The 20205-nt window shown below is 67.8% G+C and carries 18 protein-coding genes; 13 read left to right on the top strand and 5 right to left on the bottom strand.

The genetic code is table 11. The features are described from left to right. Nucleotides 1-66: 66 nt before the first annotated feature. Nucleotides 67-1794 carry a hypothetical protein gene (locus FBY28_RS02175; RefSeq protein WP_141863936.1) on the top strand — a complete coding sequence of 576 codons (1728 nt, stop codon included), beginning with the start codon at nucleotides 67-69 and terminating at the stop codon, nucleotides 1792-1794. Nucleotides 1795-1926: 132 nt separating this feature from the next. Continuing rightward, nucleotides 1927-4263 (top strand): esterase-like activity of phytase family protein, encoded by a 2337-nt coding sequence (locus FBY28_RS02170; RefSeq protein ID WP_141863934.1) that lies wholly within the window; start codon nucleotides 1927-1929, stop codon nucleotides 4261-4263. On the opposite strand, the gene aceA is transcribed toward FBY28_RS02170, so the two are convergent. Beyond that, nucleotides 4260-6539: an isocitrate lyase ICL2 gene (gene aceA, locus FBY28_RS02165; RefSeq protein ID WP_141863932.1), complete on the bottom strand. Its 2280-nt coding sequence runs from the start codon at nucleotides 6537-6539 to the stop codon at nucleotides 4260-4262. The genes FBY28_RS02170 and aceA overlap by 4 nt on opposite strands. Before the next feature lie 157 nt (nucleotides 6540-6696). On the opposite strand from aceA, the gene FBY28_RS02160 reads away from it, so the two are divergent. Further along, nucleotides 6697-7095, top strand: a complete 399-nt coding sequence (locus tag FBY28_RS02160; protein WP_286177653.1) for a DUF4267 domain-containing protein — start codon at nucleotides 6697-6699, stop codon at nucleotides 7093-7095. Here the strand turns inward: FBY28_RS02160 and FBY28_RS02155 are convergent. After that, nucleotides 7083-7502: a DUF5313 domain-containing protein gene (locus FBY28_RS02155; protein WP_141863928.1), complete on the bottom strand. Its 420-nt coding sequence runs from the start codon at nucleotides 7500-7502 to the stop codon at nucleotides 7083-7085. The genes FBY28_RS02160 and FBY28_RS02155 overlap by 13 nt on opposite strands. A 73-nt stretch (nucleotides 7503-7575) precedes the next feature. Here FBY28_RS02155 and FBY28_RS02150 point away from each other — a divergent pair, with 73 nt between their 5' ends. The 6 genes from FBY28_RS02150 (at nucleotide 7576) to FBY28_RS02125 (ending at nucleotide 14379) form a co-directional block, all read left to right on the top strand. Further along, entirely contained in the window at nucleotides 7576-7956 is a 381-nt protein-coding gene (locus FBY28_RS02150; RefSeq protein WP_141863926.1) for an ArsR/SmtB family transcription factor, read from the top strand. Next, nucleotides 7953-9638, top strand: coding sequence for a SulP family inorganic anion transporter (locus tag FBY28_RS02145; protein ID WP_141863924.1), 1686 nt, complete (start codon nucleotides 7953-7955; stop codon nucleotides 9636-9638). The genes FBY28_RS02150 and FBY28_RS02145 overlap by 4 nt, the downstream gene beginning before the upstream one ends. Before the next feature lie 2 nt (nucleotides 9639-9640). Then, nucleotides 9641-10282 carry a sensor domain-containing protein gene (locus FBY28_RS02140; protein WP_216847445.1) on the top strand — a complete coding sequence of 214 codons (642 nt, stop codon included), beginning with the start codon at nucleotides 9641-9643 and terminating at the stop codon, nucleotides 10280-10282. A 53-nt stretch (nucleotides 10283-10335) separates the two neighbouring features. After that, nucleotides 10336-11643: an acyltransferase family protein gene (locus FBY28_RS02135; protein WP_141863922.1), complete on the top strand. Its 1308-nt coding sequence runs from the start codon at nucleotides 10336-10338 to the stop codon at nucleotides 11641-11643. Between the two features lie 66 nt (nucleotides 11644-11709). Beyond that, entirely contained in the window at nucleotides 11710-14088 is a 2379-nt protein-coding gene (locus tag FBY28_RS02130; RefSeq protein WP_141863920.1) for a Tex family protein, read from the top strand. Nucleotides 14089-14109: 21 nt separating this feature from the next. Further along, nucleotides 14110-14379 carry a YdeI/OmpD-associated family protein gene (locus FBY28_RS02125; protein WP_141863918.1) on the top strand — a complete coding sequence of 90 codons (270 nt, stop codon included), beginning with the start codon at nucleotides 14110-14112 and terminating at the stop codon, nucleotides 14377-14379. On the opposite strand, the gene FBY28_RS02120 is transcribed toward FBY28_RS02125, so the two are convergent. After that, the gene (locus FBY28_RS02120) at nucleotides 14380-15624 is read right to left on the bottom strand and encodes an MCE family protein (RefSeq protein WP_141869998.1); all 1245 of its coding nucleotides are present in this window, start codon (nucleotides 15622-15624) and stop codon (nucleotides 14380-14382) included. Between the two features lie 106 nt (nucleotides 15625-15730). After that, nucleotides 15731-16888: an acyl-CoA dehydrogenase family protein gene (locus FBY28_RS02115; protein ID WP_141863916.1), complete on the bottom strand. Its 1158-nt coding sequence runs from the start codon at nucleotides 16886-16888 to the stop codon at nucleotides 15731-15733. 87 nt (nucleotides 16889-16975) lie between these two features. Here FBY28_RS02115 and FBY28_RS02110 point away from each other — a divergent pair, with 87 nt between their 5' ends. The 3 genes from FBY28_RS02110 (at nucleotide 16976) to FBY28_RS02100 (ending at nucleotide 18432) form a co-directional block, all read left to right on the top strand. Further along, nucleotides 16976-17614 (top strand): TetR/AcrR family transcriptional regulator, encoded by a 639-nt coding sequence (locus tag FBY28_RS02110; protein ID WP_141863914.1) that lies wholly within the window; start codon nucleotides 16976-16978, stop codon nucleotides 17612-17614. A gap of 79 nt (nucleotides 17615-17693) precedes the next feature. Beyond that, a complete protein-coding gene (locus FBY28_RS02105) occupies nucleotides 17694-18062 on the top strand; it encodes a YidH family protein (protein WP_141863912.1) in 369 nt (122 codons plus the stop codon). A gap of 1 nt (nucleotide 18063) precedes the next feature. Beyond that, nucleotides 18064-18432: a DUF202 domain-containing protein gene (locus FBY28_RS02100; protein WP_141863909.1), complete on the top strand. Its 369-nt coding sequence runs from the start codon at nucleotides 18064-18066 to the stop codon at nucleotides 18430-18432. Here the strand turns inward: FBY28_RS02100 and FBY28_RS02095 are convergent. Beyond that, nucleotides 18416-18685 (bottom strand): metal-sensitive transcriptional regulator, encoded by a 270-nt coding sequence (locus tag FBY28_RS02095; RefSeq protein WP_023985870.1) that lies wholly within the window; start codon nucleotides 18683-18685, stop codon nucleotides 18416-18418. The genes FBY28_RS02100 and FBY28_RS02095 overlap by 17 nt on opposite strands. 263 nt (nucleotides 18686-18948) lie before the next feature. Here FBY28_RS02095 and FBY28_RS02090 point away from each other — a divergent pair, with 263 nt between their 5' ends. Further along, nucleotides 18949-20118: a DUF7159 family protein gene (locus tag FBY28_RS02090; protein ID WP_141863907.1), complete on the top strand. Its 1170-nt coding sequence runs from the start codon at nucleotides 18949-18951 to the stop codon at nucleotides 20116-20118. The last annotated feature ends 87 nt before the right edge of the window (nucleotides 20119-20205 follow it).

Here is a 20205-nt window from a genome sequence, read left to right as displayed (position 1 = left end):
CTAAGCGCATGTCTGACATACTGCTCGCGGCAAATTGTGTCAGCTTAAGGAGCTTCGGTGGGAAACGTGCCCAGCACAGTCTTTTCGGCATTGGCAGCGGGTGTTTTGGCGACAACGGGGGTGGCCGTCGTCTCGGTGGACGGTGAGCGCGCGGAACTTGCGGGCGCGGCAACCGTCGCGGCCCCGCACATCGTGCACGCGCAACCGGTGCTGGCCGCTGCGACCGCGGTGCTGCCCGCCCCGGCCCCCAATGCGCTCTACGGTGCGCAGGTCGGTGCCGGCGCCCAGGATGCCGGCGCCCCGGCCGCCGCTGATGCCGGTGGCACCCTGATCACGTTCGTTCCCACCGACAACGGTGCCGACGATTTCTCCGCCGCGCCCGGTGACTCCGCGCGTTCGGTGGCGCCCGAGTTCACGCCTGAGGTGTTGGCAGACGCCGTCGCACGCACCGGTGGAGACCGTGACACGCCGGTCACCATGATGATCGCGGCGGCGGACGGCTCCCTGCAGGTCGCGCAGACCAATCTCGGCGATCTGCCCGGCGCCATCGCCGGGTTGCTCGGTGATATCGGCGGCCGTATCCCGGTGATCAGCTTCTTCGTCCGCAACGGTGACGCGGCCAACCCCGACGGCGGCCTGCTCATCGGCAACGGATTCACCTCGGTCACGGCCGGTGTCAACGGTGGTCGGGGCGGTTTGCTCTTCGGCAACGGTGGCGCCGGTGGATTGGGCGCCGACGGCGGCCAGGGCGGTCTGCTCGGCAGCGGCGGCGACGGCGGCCTCGGCGGCGGCAACGGCGGTCACGCCGGGTTGCTGGGTAACGGCGGGCGCGGCGGCGACGGTATTGGCGCGATCAACGGTGGCGACGGCGGGCGCGGTGGCCTGATCTTCGGTGATGGTGGTCGCGGCGGTAACGGTGATCTCGCCAATACCGGCGCGGTCGGCGGTGCCGGTGGCGCCGGCGGACAGGCGGGCCTGCTCGTCGGCAACGGCGGTGCCGGTGGTGACGGCGGCAGTGCGGAAGGCCTGAACGCGGTCGGCGGTGCCGGCGGCGACGGCGGTACCGCAGGCATCCTCGGTGCCGGTGGCGGCGGTGGCGCCGGAGGCAGCGCGACCGGAACCGAAGATGTCATCGGTGGGACCGCCACCGGTGGTGCCGGCGGTGACGGTGGCCAGGGTCTGTACGCGCCCGGGCGCGGTGGCAACGGTGGCTCGGCGACCGCGTCCGAGACCGGTTCGGCCGTCGGAGGTGCCGGTGGTACCGGTGGTGTGGTCGAACTCGGATTCGCCGGCGACGGCGGCACCGGCGGTGACGCGACGGCAACGTCCGGTAACGCCACCGGTGGTGCCGGCGGCAGCGGCGGTGGCAACGCGATCGTCGGCGGGGGCGGGCGCGGCGGCAACGGCGGTAACGGGACATCGCAGACCGGTGCCGGAACCGGTGGTGCCGGCGGCAGCGGCGGTGGCAGCGGCCTGGTGCTCTTCGGCGGTGGTCGCGGTGGCGACGGCGGCAACGGCACCAAGAACGACGAAGGCGGCACCGGCGGCGCCGGCGGTCAGGGCGGTAACGGCCGGGGCATCCTGACCGGCGGCGGACGCGGCGGCGACGGTGGTAACGGCGTCGGTGACGGCGGCTTCAACAGTGGCAACGGCGGCAGCGGCGGCAACGGCGGTAACGGCAACTTCGGTGGATTCGGCGGCAACGGCGGCAACGGCGGCCAGTCCAACGGCAATCCCGGCCAGGGCGGCAGCCCCGGCGGCGGCCCGGGCAACGTCGGCGGCAACGTCGTCTGACCGATCGCGTATGTGAGAAGGGCCGACCCGCGGAACAAGGGTCGGCCCTTTCTCGTTGGCCTGCTGAGTGACACTGGACCTACGTCCGGCGGTGTCACGATCGCTTGGCACCGAATCGAACACGGGGGGCCCATGACCACGTCCGGTCTGTTCCGGGCCACCGCCCTCGTCGCGGCAGTCACCGTCCTCGTCGCAGCGTGCTCCACCGACTCGGGACCCGATGATCACGGCCGACTCGGTCCGCAGGCGCAACGCGCCACCTCGCCGATCAACTTCGCCTTGCCGGAATCGGAGCGGTACCACCGGCTGGCGACCTATCCGGTGTATCTGAACCGGCCGGCGGGCGCGGACCCGGCGGCCGAGACCGCGGCCGAGATCTGCACCGCCGGCGCCGACGGCAACACCGTCATCTACACCGATGCCGCGGCCAAGCGCATTGGCTTCGTCGACATCAGCGATCCCCTCAACCCCGTTGGTGAAGGCACCATTTCACTCCGATCGCTCGGACGTGCCGACGACCGGCCGACATCGATCACCGCGGTGGGGGAGTTCGTGCTGGTGGTCGTCGACGGCACCGGAACGGACCTCACCACACCGTCGGGACGGGTGGACGTCATCCGGGTCGCCGACCGGACCCGGGTGCGCAGTATCGATCTCGGTGGACAGCCCGATTCGATCGCGCTGAGCCCGGACGGCAGCTTTGCGGCCATCGCCATGGAGAACCAGCGTGACGAAGAGACTGCGCCACCCGGTGGTGCCGAAGGTGACCTCCCGCAGCCGCCGACCGGATTCCTCCAGTTGTTGACCCTCGAAGGTGGGCCCGCCCAGTGGCGGTCCCGCCGGGTGGACTTCGATATCGAGCGGGCCCGCGCCGCCGGTCTGGACACACCGGAGGATCTCGAACCGGAGTACGTCAGCATCAACGCGCGCGGACAGGTCGCGGTGACGCTGCAGGAGAACAATGGCATCGCCATCATCGACGGGAACACCGGTGCTGTCTCCTCGATCTTCAGCGCGGGCACCCAGGCCGTCGAGGGTATCGACACTCACGAGGACGGCAGCGTCGACCAGAGCGGCTCGATCGCAGCGGTGCCGCGCGAACCGGACGCCATCGGCTGGATCGGTGACGATCATGTCGCCACGGCCAACGAGGGTGACTGGAAGGGCGGTACCAGAGGCTGGACGGTGTTCGACGCCGCCACCGGCGAGATCACCTGGGATGCCGGCAATTCGCTGGAAGAGCTCGCGGTCCGCACCGGAATGCACGTGGAATCGCGGGCCGAATCGAGGGGCTCCGAACCAGAGGGCCTGATCAGCACCGAGATCGGCGGTCGGCCGATGGTGTTGGTGGCCTCCGAGCGGAGCAACTTCGTCGCCGGCTATGACGTCAGTGACCCGAAGGCCCCGGCGTTCCGCCAGATCCTGCCCACCACGGCCAACCCGGAGGGCATCCTGGCGATCCCTTCGCGCAATCTGCTGGTGGTCTCTTCGGAGGCAGATCATGCCGATGACGGCGTGCGTTCGGCGATCACGATCTTCGGGTACGGCGGTGCGTACGCGGGCATCGATGCCGGCAGGCCCCTGTTCCCGTCCGTCGTCTCCGGCGACCTCGACGGAACGCCCATCGGCTGGGGCGCGCTCGGTGCGCTGGCGGCCGACCCGGCCGCTGCGGACCGGCTGTTCACCGCGACCGACGGCGCGTACGGACCGGCACGTGTGCTGAGCATCGACCTGTCCAAGACACCCGCGTTGATCGACAGCGAACTGCCCATCACCGAGAACGGATCACCGGCGACCCTGGACATCGAGGGCCTGGTGGTACGTCCCGACGGCTATGTGCTGGCCGTCGAGGGGCCCGATGGTGGCGGCAACGAGTTGGTCAATGTCGCACCGGACGGTGCCATCAAGGATCACGTGCGCCTGCCCGCCGAGGTCGCCGCGGGCCTGGCCGGTCAGGGCCTGGAGGGGGTGGCGATCGACGGTGAGACGATCTGGGTGACCCTGCAGCGCGAGATCGCCGGTGATCCACCGGGAGTCGTGCGACTGGGCAGGTACACCCCGGCGAACCGGCAGTGGGACTGGTTCGGCTACCGGCTGGAGCCGATCGAGGCCGACGGGGATCGGATGAGCCTGTCCGAGATCGTCGTACACGACGGGGCGTTGCTGGTCCTCGAGCGCGACAACCGCACCGGTCCCGAAGCCCGGGTGAAGGCCATCTACCGGGTCGAGCTGCCCGCCGGGCCCGGCGCGGTCGGTACCGCCGAGCCGCCGGTGCTGCCCAAGACACTCGCCCGCGACCTAGTTCCCGATCTGGCGGCCACCAAGGGATTCATCCAGGAAAAGGTGGAGGGCTTCGCGATCGCCGGCAACGGGAACCTCTATGTCGTCACCGACAACGATGGTGCCGAGGCCGGCACCGGCGAGACGGTGCTGTTGAACCTCGGCCCCGCTCGCAAGGCGCTCGGTTAATCCTCCTTGCGGATCAGCCGGCCCAGTGCGGCGCGGTCGGCAGACAACAACTCGTCGATACGCGCCTGGTTGACGTCGGCGACGATGATCTCACCGACCTCCTGATACACGTTGCTGAACAGGCCGTGCTTCTTCAGCTTCTCGGTTTGGTAGATGTTGTCCTCGGTGGGCGTCACGTAGTACACGATCTCGGGCTTGAAGCGGTGGATGAGCCACAGATGGATCACGTCCATCAGGCGCTTCTTGCGCAGTTTCTCGGCGTAGGTGTTCTGGTCGCGCACCGTCAGGATGCTGCGGCCGTGCCGGTCCTTGATCGGATCGACGATGACGTCGGCGACCTTCTCTTCCCCGTCGCCGTAGATGCCGAGCTCCAGCACATCGGATCCGGCGCGACGCGGCCGCAGCTGGACCCGCAGGGTCTCGCTGAGCTGATAGTGCTCGCCCCAGATGGTCAGCCACTCTTCCAGCAGCTTCTTGGGCACCTCGGTCTGCACGAGGTGCTGGTGTTGGGTAGATCCCTTGCCCATCGACTTGGTCGTCGCGGTACGCCCCGACGATGCGGCGAGCGCGGCATCGCTGCGCGGACCACCGACGAGGGTTTGCGGTGTGCGATAAGGCGATTCGACCAGGCGCATCTTGCGCTGCAGTCGGGCCAGGGACAACATGCCGTCCTGGAGCAACGCGGTCGCGAATTCCTCGGCGGCCACCCCGTCGATCTGATGTCCGCCGTAGGTCATGAAGTTGAACACGAAGCCGAGCTTGCCGATCTCCTCGGGGAAAGCCCGCATCTCGTCATCGCTCATACCGGTGGTGTCCCAGTTGAAGGACGGTGAAAGGTTGTAGGCCAGCATCTTGTCCGGGTACACCGCATGGATCGCGTGGGCGAACTCGCGGGCGTCGGCAAGGTCGGCGGTCTTCGTCTCCATCCATAGGATGTCGGCAAATGGTGCCGCGGCAAGCGATTTGGCGATCGCGTAGGGAATGCCGCCGCGGATCTGGTAGTAGCCCTCCGGTGTCTTCACTCGTTCGGGGTCCCACACCACGTCCGCACCGAGGGATTTCGCCTTCTCACGTGCGGCGTACAGCGAGGCGGTCTTGGCGAACTCCCGCCAGTCGGCGGCACTCATGTCCGCGCGTTCGCCTTCGCGCTCGCGGAATTCCAACAGTTCGGCCACGGCATCGCCGTAGGTCTCCAACCCCGCATCGTCCTGCCACGCCTGGACGAATTGTGATTCCACCTCGTCGAACAGGGCATCGACGGACTGGCCGGGCCGGTAGGACTCGGCTGCCCTGGACACCGCGTCGAGCAGACCCTGGCGTTCCAGCCAGGATTCGGCCGCCGCGTATTCACCCTCGGGCAACGCATAGAGCAGATGACCGTTGAGTTCGGTGATCCCGAGGGTGTGGAAGCGCCGGGTGATCGCCAGGAAGCAGGCCTTGTACGGCGGGATTTTCACATTGGTCGCCCCGAGTAGGAACGGTTGATCACGCTCGTCGGCACGGCTGTCGATCAGGTTGGCGGCCTCGGCATCGGTGCGCGCGACGATGATGCCGGGCACCCGCATGATGTCCAACTGGAAGCGGGCGGTGTTGAGCCGCTTGATCTGTTCGTCCGACGGGACCAGCACCTTGCCGCCCTGGTGTCCGCACTTCTTGGTGCCAGGCCGCTGGTCCTCGATGTGATAGCCGGGGACGCCTGATTCGACAAATCGCCGAATCAGGTTGCGTACGTGCGGATCTCCGCCGTGGCCGGTATCGGCGTCGGCGATGATGAACGGCCGGTAGTCGATGGGCGGTTGCGCGGCACGTTGCTCGGGGGTCATCTTCAACCGCAGGTACTGCTGGTTGCGGTCGGCGGTCAGCAGCGCGCGGACAAGTCCGGCCGCCTCGTCGGGTACCTGACTGAGCGGGTAGCTGGCCAGATCTGGTCCGGGGTCCTCGCTGATCGACCCCTTCGCCGAGGTCGCCCAACCGCCGAGATAGATGCCCTCGATCCCCATCCGCTTCATGGTCACGGCCTGGCCGGGAGAGTAGGGCCCGAAGGTGGTGATGCTCTTCTTCTGCTCGAAGAGTTCCCGCAGTCGTGGATAGAACGCCGTGGCCGCCTCGCGCGCCACCGGATAGTCCGAGGGAATGGTGCCCCGCTGTTCGGCGACCTGGCGGGCCGAGTACAGCCGGGTGATGCCGTCGAAGCGCGGGCTGTCGAAGTACTCCTGGGTGGCGGCCACATCCTGGGAGAACTGCTCTTCGGATGTGGTGTCGGCGCTGCTGGCCATCTATCTGCTCCTCGTCGAGCCTCTGCGGACCATTCGATTATCGCGGTGCGGGATCGCGACCGGAGGCGAGTTGGGCCGATTGCACCCGACCGGCCGAGCCCGGACCTAGGCTGCCATGTCTATCGACGGTGCGGCCGTGGCAGTCGGAGGATTGCGGATGGCTTCGGGCATCTCGTTTTTGGTGGATCCACTACGCGCGAACCGGCTGTGGGGCTCGCCCGATAGCCCCGACGCCACCGCCCAGCTGTTGTTGCGGTCGATGGGATACCGCGATGCGTTGATCGGGGGATTCTTGCTGGCCGCCGGTGTCCGCGGTAGGAACACCCGCGGGTGGTTTTCCCCCGCGAGCGGGAGGTGCCCCCACGCGTCCGGCGGGGCCGACGCCGCCGACCTGCTCGGTGGCGCCGGAGTTCACCATCAGATGCCGCAGTCCCAGCGGATCATCGGTCTCGGCGGCGCGGTTGTCGGCATCGGTGTCGGCCTGTGGGGTGCCACCCGGCGGCGGGTGGTGCAGAGCGGACCGACGGCGAGTGTGCCCGGGCATCAGATGTCGTGACTGCCCGCGGGACCCGACCGTGGCCCGTAACGCTCCTCGTAGGCCCGGTGTTTGTGCGCATTGCGCTGGCGGGACAGGGCGTCGACCAGGTTGGGGTTCAGCCCGTGCTTGGCGAGCATGTGCCGACGCCAGACCTTGTTGAGCGCGTGTGAGAAGAACACGAACGGGATGAAGATCGGCAGGGTCATGCTGACGTGCAGGTACAGCGACATCGGGATGAACCAGATGGGAGCCAGGATGGCGACGGCCGGAACCGCCACCCTGGCCATCATGCGCACCGTGGCGCCGGGTCCGGCCAGATCCTCGGCGACCCACTGCCGCATGGGAGCGGGAAGCGTCTTGCCGTAGCAGTAGGCGATGTACTGGAGCGGGCCGGGTCGCGTCTCGGGCCCTGTGGCAGTCGGCATGGACTCGGAGTCTAAACGTCGGTATGATGAATTGCGAATTATATCAATCCATCAAATCAGGGGTGCGGCGGGCGTGGCGGACAGTTTCCTTGGCGGACCCGAACGACCGCTCTACGAGATCAAGGCCAATCTGTTCAAGGCCTTGGCGCACCCGGCGCGAATCCGGATCCTGGAGATTCTCTCGACCAGTGCGGCAGCCACCCCGGTGAGCGCGATCCTCGCCGATACCGATATCGAACCCACGCAGCTCTCCCAACACCTCGCCGTGCTGAAGCGCCACCACGTCGTGCGTGGTCACCGGGTCGGCAATGCCGTGTACTACGAACTCGCGCACCCCAAGGTCGCCGAGTTGCTCGTCATCGCGCGCGTGTTCTTGACCGACACCCTCTCGGCTCAGCGCGACCAGCTCGACGCCATCGGCGCACTGCCGCCCATCGGCACGGCGGCGAGATGAAACCGTCGCGATGGTGGACAACCACCCGCGCGTTGCTGCCAGGAGCTCGCGACTACGCCGGTCTGCGGTCATCGTGGCGACACGACGTCCTTGCCGGTATCACCGTGGGTGTCGTGGCGCTGCCGTTGGCGCTCGCATTCGGGCTCAGCTCGGGGGTCGGTGCGGCAGCGGGGCTGGTCACCGCAATCGTCGCGGGCATCGTCGCCGCGGTGTTCGGCGGCTCCCATGTGCAGGTGTCCGGGCCCACCGGAGCCATGGCCGTGGTCTTGGCGCCCGTCGTCGCCCAGCACGGTCTTTCCAGCGTGGCCATCGTGACCATCATGGCCGGCGCCATGGTGTTCGTCGCCGGTGCGACGGGTGTGGGTCGGCTCGTGACGGTCATCCCGTGGCCCGTCATCGAAGGGTTCACCCTCGGCATCGCGGTGATCATCTTTCTGCAACAGGTGCCCGCGGCCGTCGGCGCCACAGCGCCGGAGGGGTTGCGGCCCTTGGCCGCCGCCCTCGAGGCGCTGACGACCGCAGATGGTGCGACCGCCAGATGGGCCCTGCTGGTGGTGGCCGTGGTGATCGTGGTGATGGTCGGCCTGCGCCGCCTGCTCCCGACCTTCCCGTCATCGCTGGTGGCGGTGATCGTCGCAGCGGTGGTGGTTTCCGTTGCCGCGCTGCCGATCCCACGGATCGGCGAGCTGCCGGCCGGATTGCCTATGCCGACCTGGCCGCACGCTGATCTCGCGGCGATGAAGGCATTGTTCGGTGCGGCACTGGCGATCGCGGCATTGGCTGCCATCGAGTCGCTGCTGTCGGCCCGGGTGGCCGCGAGTCTGTCGGGCACCGCCGCCGGTGATCCCGATCGCGAGCTCGTCGGGCAGGGAATGGCATCGGTGGCCGCCGGACTGTTCGGTGGGATGCCCGCAACGGGTGCGATCGCGCGCACCGCGGTCAATGTCAAAGCCGGTGCCAGAACGCGGATCGCCGCGCTGACACATTCGGTGCTGCTGATCGGTGTCGTCTATCTGCTCAGTGGGCCGGTGGGTGCCATCCCGTTGGCGGCACTGGCCGCGGTGCTGATGGTGACGGCGGTGACGATGATCTCCGGCGGCGTCATCGTCAGGATTCTGCGGAGCGGTCGGTCGGGAGCGCTGATCTTCTTGGTCACCGCGGGTGTCACGGTGTGCCTGGATCTGATCCAGGCCGTGGAACTGGGAATGTTGGTGGCGGCGTTGTTCGCGCTGGCCGCGATGGCCCGGCGCAGCGGTGTTCATCGCGAAGCATTACCGGGGGCGTACCGACCCGGGGATGAACGCATCATGCTGCTCCGGTTGGACGGCGCAATGTTCTTCGGCGCCGCCGAGCGGATGTCGGCCACGATCGCCGACCTCGCGGTCTCCGGGACTGCGGTGGTGATCATCCGGATGTCCGGCCTGCACCACCTCGACGCGACGGGTGCCCATGCCCTGAGTCGGATCACCGAACAACTGGAGTCACGCGGAACGATGGTCATCATCAAAGGTGTCGACCCCGAGCAACACGATCTGCTGACCAACGTCGGCATCCTCGAATCGTTGCGGCACGAGACCCATCTGATGAACGGTCTCGACGAGGCCATCGCCCACGCACGCGCGCACGTGCACCGCGAAAATGCGATGACAGCACAGGGTTTGGCGCCACGCCTAGACTCGTAGCCGTGACGAAGCGGCTGGCTGCGGTAGTGCTGATCTGCGTAGTGGCCGGCTGCACCAGGACGGTGGACAACCCGCGGGCCACGCCCCAAGCGTCGATCGGACCGATCGCGGCCGGACAGGTCGCCGATCTGCTCAGTCCCGATATCCAGAATCGGGATGGCAACAGATTCGCCGTCGTCGTTCCGGCCGGCTGTGCCGGCACGGCACTTGAGGTCGACCCGCCGTTCCTGGTCGACCACGGGCCCGCGGCCGAGGACGGCGGGCACTGGTCAGGGGTCGGCGGCAGCTCCGAGGTGGTCAACGAGGAGATGGTCGCGGTGTACCCGTCGGACTTCTCGGCCGCCGACGCACTCGCATCGGCGCGGCGGGTCATCGAATCCTGCACCGGTAGCGAGGTGGACGTGACGACCATGGCCGACCGCACCTACACGTTCACCGTCGAGGCGCCCGCCGTACCGGCACCTGCGGGTTCGGTGCTGTGGTCGCTGCGCAGCACGGAGTGGAACTGCGACAACCTGGTGGTGGCGGCGTACAACGCAGCCATCGAGGCGACCAGCTGCGGACCGAGCGGTGGGATGGACACCGTCGCGGCCGCCGAGCAGGCGCTCGAACGCATCGAGATGCTGGCCGACAACACCGCCTGAACTCGGGTAGTCCTACTCATCCGCGCGGCCGCCGATTGCGGCACGCTGTAACCATGCCGCTCGCCAAGCTCCTGCCCGCGCCCAGTTCGGTGACCGCCGACGCGGGTGACCGGGACCGCGCCATCGATGTCGCCCGGCTCTCCGCCCTGGTCGTCGTCATGTTCGGGCACTGTGCACTGTTGCTCGCCACCATCGACAGCGACGGACTGTGGATCGGCAACATTCTCGGCGAGTTGCCGCAGCTGACCCCCATCACCTGGGTGGTCCAGGTGATGCCGCTGTTCTTCTTCGCAGGCGGAGCGGCGGCCGCCTACGGCTGGCATCCGGGCACCCCGTGGGGCGGCTGGCTGGTGAGCCGCGCGCAGCGCCTGTGCCGGCCGGTGTTCTGGTACCTGGCGTTCTGGACGGCGGCGCTGGTGGTGGCGCGGTTGGTCCTCGGTGGTGAATCGGCCGACCGGTTGGGCCGCGAATGTGTGGCGCTGCTGTGGTTTCTGGGCGTCTACCTGGTCGTGATCGCCTTCGTTCCGCTGCTCACCCGCATCCGCAGTACCGGTGGCGCCGCGGCCGTGGTGGCGCTGCTGGTGGCCGTCGCCGCGGGTGTCGACCAGATCCGTTTCGCCGTGGGTTCGGCCGAAGCCGGGGTCGGCAACTTCTTGTTCGTCTGGCTGATCCCGGTGGTCATCGGCGTGGCGTACGCCCGCAGGCTGATCAGGCCCGTCGGGGCGCTGGCCGTGGCGGTGACCGCTTTCGCTGCCCAGGTACTGCTGGCGCTGACGCAGACCTACGAGGTGTCGCTGGTCACCACCGGCAGCAGCCACGGTGTCTCGAACGTGTCACCGCCCACGGTGTTGCTGGCCCTGCACTGCATCTGGATGTCCTGCGTCTTCGTCGCGGCCGCCGGTCCCGTCGGCCGCTGGGCGCAGCGCCCCCGGGTCTGGTACGTGGTCGCGGTCGGCAATTCGGGCGCCATGACCCTCTATCTGTGGCACATCCCGGCGATCGCCGTCGCCACCTTTGCGCTGAACGCATTCGGACTCGACGCCTACGACGTGCACGCGCCGGACTTCTGGGCGATGTTGGCGCTGCGTGCTGCCGTCTTCGCGGTCGTGATGTTCGTGACGTTCCTGCTGCTGTCCCCGCTGGAACACCGCAGGCTGCCGTGGTGGGACGCCCCGGTCGGGGCGGCCGGGGAACACTCGGGACGAGCGGAGGTTCGGTCGGTGGTGGCAGGGGTGCTGATCTGCGTGTCGGGGGTGGCGATGCTGCTGGTCGCCAAGAACGGGCTGGCCGGGGCCGACGGCTGGGTGCCGTTGGCGTGTTTCCTGGTCGGGGTGCTGGCCGCGCGTGCCTGCGCGTCATGACTTCATCCCGGTCACTGCGCTCTTACCCTCCGAATCGCTGTCAGGGCTATTCGGTAGGGTCTCGGCGTGACTTCGAGCGCGCCCGTGATCCGTACCGTAAATGCCCGTCTCGCTGAGGAACTGGCGGTTGCCGAACGCCAGGTTGCGGCCGCCGTGCATTTGCTCGACGAGGGTGCCACGGTCCCGTTCATCGCGCGGTACCGCAAGGAGGTGACCGGCAGCCTCGATGATGGTCAGCTGCGCACCCTTGAGGAGCGGTTGGCATACCTGCGTGAACTCGATCGGCGCCGCGACGCCGTGCTGGCTTCCATCGAGGAGCAGGGCAAGCTGACCGACGAGCTGAGGAACGCGCTGCTGACGGCGGAGACCAAGGCCCGCATCGAAGACATCTACCTGCCCTACAAGCCGAAGCGGCGTACCAAGGCGCAGATCGCTCGCGAAGCCGGTTTGGAGCCGCTGGCGGATCGGCTGCTCGCGGACCCGTCCCTGGTACCCGACGAGATTGCCGCCGAATTCGTGGGGGAGCAGGTCGCCGACTCCGCCGCCGCCCTCGACGGGGCCCGGCACATCCTGATCGAGCGGGCGGCCGAGGACGCCGAACTGGTCGGTGACGTGCGCACCAAATTCTGGGCCGACGGCACGCTGCGGACCGGACCGTGGTCCGACGAGGCGGCGAAGAGCCCGGCCGGACAGAAGTTCCGCGACTACTTCGAGTTCTCCGAACCGCTGGAGAAGATGCCGTCGCATCGGGTGCTCGCGGTGTTGCGTGGCGAGAAGGAGCAGATCCTCGCGGTGAACTTCGACGGCGGGGCCGATGAGGTGTACCAGGCGCGGGTCGCCCAGAGCCTCGGTATCGACCTGGCCGCTGCGGGCCCGGCCACCCCGTGGCTGGCCACCACCGTGCGGTTGGCCTGGCGGACCAAGCTGATGATCTCGGCGGCCGTCGACGCTCGCATCCGGTTGCGCCAGCGCGCCGAAGCCGATGCCGTCGCAGTGTTCGCCCGTAATCTGAAGGATCTGCTGCTGGCCGCGCCGGCCGGGACGCGCACCACGCTGGGGCTCGACCCGGGGTTCCGGACCGGGGTCAAGGTCGCCGTCGTGGACGGCACCGGCAAGGTGGTCGATACCTGTGCGATCTTCCCGCACCAGCCGCAGAAGCAATGGGATACCGCCAAGGCCACGCTGGCCGCGCTTGTCGCCCGCCACGGCGTCGAGTTGATCGCGGTCGGCAACGGCACCGCCTCCCGGGAGACCGATGCCCTGGCCGCCGAACTGATCGCCGACATCCGTGCCGCCAGCGGGCCCGCACCGGTGAAAGCGATGGTCAGCGAGGCCGGCGCCTCGGTGTATTCGGCGTCTGCCTATGCGGCCCACGAACTGCCACAACTGGATGTGACGCTGCGCGGGGCGGTGTCCATCGCACGGCGACTGCAGGATCCGCTGGCCGAACTGGTCAAGATCGAGCCGAAGTCGATCGGTGTCGGCCAGTATCAGCACGATGTCACGCCGGGCACCCTGGCCCGCAGTCTCGACGCGGTGGTCGAGGATGCCGTCAACGCTGTCGGCGTCGACCTGAACACCGCATCGGTGCCGCTGTTGGCGCGGGTTTCCGGTGTCACCGACACCTTGGCCGAGGCCATCGTCGCGCATCGGGAGAACACCGGCCCGTTTCGCAGCCGCAGCGCACTGTTGAAGGTGCCTCGGCTGGGGCCCAAGGCCTTTGAACAGTGCGCGGGCTTCCTGCGGATCACCGGCGGTGATGATCCACTGGATGCCTCCGGGGTGCACCCGGAGTCCTATCCGGTGGTGCGGCGCATCCTGGACCGTTCCAACATCACGCTGGCCGAGTTGATCGGCAACGAGCGCGCCCTGCGCGCGCTTGCGCCGACAGATTTCGCCGACGAGCGGTTCGGCGTGCCCACGGTCACCGACATCCTCTCCGAACTGGAGAAGCCCGGCCGCGACCCGCGCCCGGCATTCTCCACCGCGACCTTTGCCGCCGGTGTGGAGAAGGTCGCCGATCTGAAGGCGGGGATGGTTCTCGAGGGCGTGGTCACCAACGTGGCGGCGTTCGGCGCCTTCGTGGATGTGGGCGTGCACCAGGATGGGCTGGTGCACGTGTCGGCGATGTCGGACCGATTCGTCTCCGATCCCCACGAGGTGGTCAAATCCGGACAGGTGGTGCGGGTCAAGGTCGTCGAAGTCGACGTCGACCGGCAGCGGATCGGATTGTCCCTGCGGCTCAACGACGAGCCCGCCCGCAGCGGTGACCGCGGGCCCGGCAAGGGCGGACAGGGGCAGCAGAACCGCGGCAACCAGCAGCGTGGCAATCAACAGCGAGATCCGCAGCGAAAGCCCAACCGCGGGAACAACTCCGGCCGCCGCGAGTCGGCGCCGTCGGGATCCATGGCGGATGCACTGCGCAATGCGGGCTTCGGCAAGTAGCCCCCGGGATATATTGCCGGCATGGCAGAACAGCAGGTCCCCGGCGGAGTGGTGCATCCCTTGCCCGCGGACCTGCGTTCCGCGCTGATCGGCAACGGCACGGCGCTGGCGGCATGGAAGGACATCACGCCGCTGGCCCGCAACGAGTTCATCTGCTGGGTCGAAGACGCCAAGCAGGACAAGACCCGGGAGCGCCGGATCCGGCGGACGCAGGAGGAGCTCGAGGAGGGGAAGCGGCGACCGTGCTGCTGGCCCGGCTGCAAGCACCGTGAGCGCACCGGGAAGGCTTGATCAGGGGTTGATGGTGTCCTCGCCGACCTGACGTCCCCAGACGTATTCGTTCATGATCGGCTGTCCGAGCTCGAAGTGGTTGTATGGTGCGATGCTGGCGCCGGTGTCCATCACCAGGTACGGCATCGGCCACAGGTCCCGGGTGATCGGCTGCCAGCAACCGGGACGGCCGCCCGGCCCGCCACGGGCGTTGACGCGCGGCAAGTTGTCCGGGAACACATAGCGATTGCCGGCGCCGACCAGCTGGTCACGCAGCACCAGGGAGTAACCGTTGCCGCCGAGCATATCGGCGTACTTCGGTGCCACGTTGTGGTAATTGCGCAAGCTGCACAACAACTGCGGACTGTAGTAGTCCAGCAGCGCGCTGGTCGGTAACAGGTCCTGGGCGCCGCGCACCAGGTACGGACCGCCGCGCTCGAGAACATCGCCGGCATTGTTACCGAACCCGACCGCTGACAGCAGCGCTGCGTCCACCGCACCGCGTTCGTCGTTCATGGCACGTGCGGTGATCGTGGCGTTGTTCAGGCCGTCGAACAGGTCGGGCGCGGCATCGGCGTAGGTGTCGGACAACGCGATCAGTCCGGATACGTCGCGACGGATCTGCGGCATCCGCGCATTGAGCTCACCGAGAATATCGTTGCTGTCGACCAGCGACCGACCGAACTTGTCTCCCAATCCGTTCAAGGCCTGGGCGGTGGCGGTCAGGGTCTGGTTGAGCTTGACCGGATCGATCTGCTGGGCGATCCCCATGATCGTCTCGAAGACGGTGTTGAACTCGGTGGTGGTCGCCGACGCGTTGATCACCGCGCCGGGTGCGAGTCGTTCGGATGACGGATCGGCGGGCGAGACCAGCGAGATGTATTTGTTGCCGAAGACCGTCGTGGCCCGCAACTGCGCATCCACGTTGGACGGAATCAGCTCCAGATACTGAGGTTTGACATCCAACAGCAGCTTCGCACGGATATCGTCACCCTCGGTCACCACCCCGGCGGACGTCAGACGGCCGATAGGGACTCCGTTGAAGGTCACCTTCGAACCCGGATCCATCGACAACCCGGCGCGTTCGGCCATGATCACCAGTGGCACAACGTCTTCGAGGTAGCCGCGGAACTGCACCCAGGTCAGGCCGAATATCAGTGCGACGATCAGCAGCAGGACCGCGCCCGCCGCCCGATACGGTGGTTCCTTCGGGTCGTTGGTGGGCTCCTCATCGACCGATTCGGTGCTATCGGCCCCAGGTGCCATGATCACCGGCCAATTGCACCACAGCGCAAGGGATTTACGATCACCACCGGGCTGTGACGCCGATGTCACCGACCGCCCGTTGTGATGGCGGTTACAACCGCGCTCTCTACAGGCCCATGTCCTTAGCGATGATCATCTTCATCACCTCACTGGTCCCGCCGTAGATCCGGCTGACCCGGTTGTCGGCATAGAGCCGAGCGATCGGGTACTCGTTGATATAGCCGTAGCCCCCGTGCAGCTGCAGGCAGCGATCGATGACCTTGGACGCCAGATCGGTGCAAAACAGCTTGGCCGCGGCGGCATCGGCGGGTGTCAGTTCGTCGGCGTCGTGGGCGTTCATCGCGCGGTCCACCACCGCCTCCATGGCGTCGACATCGGCCTTGCAGGCGGCGAGTTCGAACTTGGTGTTCTGGAACGCGGCGACCGGCTTGCCGAAGACCGTGCGGTCCTTGGTGTACTGCGCCGCGAAGCGCACGGCGGCCGCCGCCTGCGCGTAGGAGCCGACCGCGATGGCCAGCCGCTCGCGGGGAAGGTTGCGGCCGAGATAGGAGAAGCCCATGTTCACCTCGCCGAGCACGTCCTCGGCGGGCACGATCACGTCGGTGAAGTTCAGTTCGGCGGTGTCGGAGGTCCGCAGGCCCAACTTGTCGAGCTTGCGGCCGACGGTGTAACCGGCGGAGGCGGTGTCCACGACCAGCAGCGTGATGCCGAACCGTCGATCGTCTTCCCGCGGTGCCGCGGTACGGGCGCACACGATGACGCGGTCGGCATGGACGCCACCGGTGATGAAGGTCTTGGACCCGTTCAGTACGTAGTGCGTACCGTCACCGGAAGGCTTTGCGGTGGTGCGCATTCCCGCCAGATCTGAGCCGGTGCCCGGCTCGGTCATGGCGATGGCGAACATGGTCTCGCCCGACATCATGCCCGGGAACCAGCGCTGCTTCTGCTCCTCGGTGGCCAGCTCCTTGAGGTAGGGCAGGCACAATCCGATGTGGACGCTGGAGCCGCCGAAGGACACTGCTGCGCGCGAGCACTCCTCGGTGATGATGGCCTGGAACTTGTACGAGTCGATGCCGGATCCGCCGTACTCGGTGGGGATCTCGATGCCGAACAGGCCCAGCTCGCCCAGCTTGTAGTAGAAGTCGCGAGGCGCGATGCCGTCTTCGAACCACTTGTCGTACACCGGCACGACCTCGGCTTCGATGAACGCCCGGATCATCGCGCGAAAGTCCTCATGTTCCTGGGTGTAGACGTCCCTGCGCATCGCAACCTTCCTTGACGGTGAACGGCGTTAGCCAGTGGTGATCACTATAAGCTAACATCGTTCGCCAACGCAACGAAGGAGCTCATGGTGGCCAGGCCGCGCATTCTCAGCCGCGAACGGATCCGCGACAGCGCGCTCGGCATCATCGACCGGGATGGCCTGGAGGGGTTGTCCATGCGTAACCTGGCCGCCGATCTCGGAGTGCAGGCCGCCTCGCTCTACAAGCACTACCTGACCAAGACCGAGGTGCTCGACGAGATAGCCGGCATGGTCGTGGGTGTCGTCGACACCTCCGCCTTCGACACCGACGAGCCGTGGGACCTGGCGCTGGCCGAGTGGGCGCGCTCCTACCGCTCGGCGCTGGCGGCGCACCCCAATCTGGTGCCGTTCCTGGCGCTGGGGCTCAGGCACCGCGATGAGAGCCTGCGCATCGCCAATGCCGTGCACGGCGGGTTGGTGCGGGCCGGATGGCCTGCTCGCGAGGCGACGATGATCGGCGCCGCCACCCGTTCGTTGGTGCTCGGGTCGACCATCGGTTCGTTCTCGCGAGGTTTCGCCGATGATGCGCAGGTCTACCGGGACCGTTATCCGCACATGCAGCAGGCGCACCGACTGCCCGCAATGGCGGACGAGATCGACCAGGCCAGCTTCGATCTCGCGCTCACGTCGTTCATCGACGGATTGCAGGCCCGTTACGCCATCGTCGATCGCGCGGCGGGAGTCTGACTTCCTCGCGCCATACCGGCGCACCGCTCCGACTGTGCGACGTACGCTGACCGGTGATGCCTGGCACCGGGGAGCGGAGATGACCGAATCCGACGACGAACGGGTGGATTCAGAACCGGATTACCGGTTCACCCTGGCCAACGAGCGGACGTTCCTGGCGTGGATCCGCACCGCGCTGGCCCTCATAGCCGGCGGTATCGCGGTCGTCCAGTTCGTCCCGTCGTTCGGAATCACCGGCGTTCGACACGGTTTGAGCATCGTGTTGACGGCGGGAGGGGGAGTGCTGGCCGCCCTGGCGGTTTGGCGCTGGCGCCGCGTGCAAGAGGCGATGCGCCGTGATGCGGATCTACCGCCCACGCTGATTCCCGCCATGCTCGGTGTGGCGATCTTCGCGATCACCGTGGCCGTGCTCGTCGTCTTGGTCATCTGGCCTCCCGGCGGTCGGTGAGATGCCACGGTCGCAGCCGCAGAAACCTGGTTTACCGGCGGAGCGCACCCTGTTGTCCTGGGAGAGAAGCGCTTTGGGCTTCATCGGCGGAGGAGCGCTGCTGATCATCCGTCAGCACGGGCCCTTCGGGCCCGGTCGTGCGCTACTGGCGCTGATCGCCACGTGTCTGGCGTTGAGTGTGCTCGTGGTCGGTTGGCGACGTGCGAAGCTGCTCAACCACCGCGTCCCCGGGCAGACCAGCGTGCCCGCCGCGCATGCGGAGGTGATGTGGATCGGTACCGCGACCGTGGTTTTCGCGATCGTCATCGTCGGCACGCTCGTCGCGTCGGCGATCTTCGGTCATGCGCCGGGCGTCAGGCCAACGCCATGAACAACTTCTCCAGTTCGGCTTCGGTCATCGGCCGCTGCCCATCGGCCGACTCACCGGTCAGGCAGTCCCGCATGCCCGTCGCGACGATCTTGAAGCCGGCCCGGTCCAGGGCACGCGACACGGCGGCCAGCTGAGTCACCACGTCCTTGCAGTCGCGGCCCTGCTCGATCATCGATATGACGCCGGCAAGTTGACCCTGCGCCCTGCGCAGGCGGTTCAACACCGCTGTGATTGCTTCCTCGTCGCCGACCATGTCTGCTCCCTTCGTCGCACCGAACAGCAATGGTACCGGCGGGGGTATTCCCGACATCGGTGAATGAACTCTCGGTGAATTCACGGCCCGGGCAGATGGTTCCCGCTGCCGGGGTCGTGCCTGGTAACGCCCGTCATGGTGGCGACGATAACCAGTAGACAGCGCCGGAAACGGCGTTCTCACGAGATGCCGAGTCGAAGCGAGCAAACTAGGCTTCGTCGCGATCCGCAGCCGGGGGATGAGACAGGAGCAGAGGTCAGGGGTTGAGAACCGTACTCGGATTGTCGGTCACCACCAATGGTGTCGGCTGGGTTCTGGTCGATGCCACCGTGCCCACGGGGCGTCCCATCGATGACGACCGGTTCGCGGTCCGACACCTCGACGACCTGGTGCCGCGTTGTCTGGCCGCGGTCCGCGGGGCCGCCGGTATCGCCGCGGCGGCCGGCTATCGGGTCGGTGCGGTCGGCGTGTGTTGGAGCGCCGATCTGGAAGACCGATCCACCGACCTGCTCGCGGCGCTGCGCGATGCCGGCTGGGCCGATGTCCGGCCGGTCCGGCAGATCACGCCCCCGGTACCCGAATTTGACGAGCTTGCCGACTCGGAGGCCGCCGCGCAGGTGCCCGCGGACCTGTTCGGTGCCGCGATCGACACCGTTGTCGCCGACTGCGCGGGCCGTGTCTCGGATTGCGATCCCGAAGTCATGCAGGCGCCGGCTTATCGGGCCGCGCATCTGGTGTTGACCAACGCGGTTCCGACCCGGACCGCTGAGGAGCAGCCGGCTCGCGGCACGCGCCTGCGCGCGCAGTTGGGCGGGCGACTGCTGTCCCTGGCCGGAGCGGCCGCGGTGACAGCTGTGATCGCGCTGTTCGCCGTCGGCTCGCAGTTCGGCGGATCAGAGGTGCCGGAATCGGCGACCCTGGCAAACCGAGCCACCGTCTCCACGCCGCAGACCTCGCCCATCGTGCCTGCGCAACCGGTGGCCGCGCCGGTGGCCGCGCCGGTGGTCGCGCTGCCGCCCGTGCCCCCGGTGGCTCTTGCCCCGGACCCGGCGTCGAGTCCCGTTGTCGACACGAGTCCCAGCACGGATTGGGTGCCACCGGCCGTGGAGTATGCCGTGCCCGCACCCGCTGCACCGGTGGCGTTGCCCGAGCCGGTATCGCATCTCGGGGATCCCGTCGTTCCCGTCGCGGCGCCCGGCCCCGAAGCGCAGGTGCCGGCACCGGATGCGTCGATGCTGACCGTCCCCGCCGTACCGGTGCCGGCGGGCGAGCCTGTTCCCGCCCCCGGCGCGCTCCCGGGTCCGGCCCCGGCGGATATGGCGCCGCAGCCGGTAGCGGTGGAGCCGGCAGTTCCCTTGATGCCTGCCCCGCCTGCACCTGCCCCACCTGCGCCGGCCCAGTCTGTCGATCCGATCCTCGGCGCGCTGCCCTGACGGTCCAGCCCCAACGGCGCCGCCCACTGTTCGTCGCCATCGTCCGCCCAGCAGAAGCGTAGGCTGTCTAACTATGGGACGAGTCGA

This window comes from Arthrobacter sp. SLBN-53, assembly GCF_006715585.1.
In the GTDB taxonomy this organism is placed as follows: Bacteria; Actinomycetota; Actinomycetes; order Mycobacteriales; family Mycobacteriaceae; genus Mycobacterium; species Mycobacterium neoaurum_A.
Note: the sequence above shows the minus strand (reverse complement) of the source record. Positions and strands in the feature narration are given on the sequence as shown.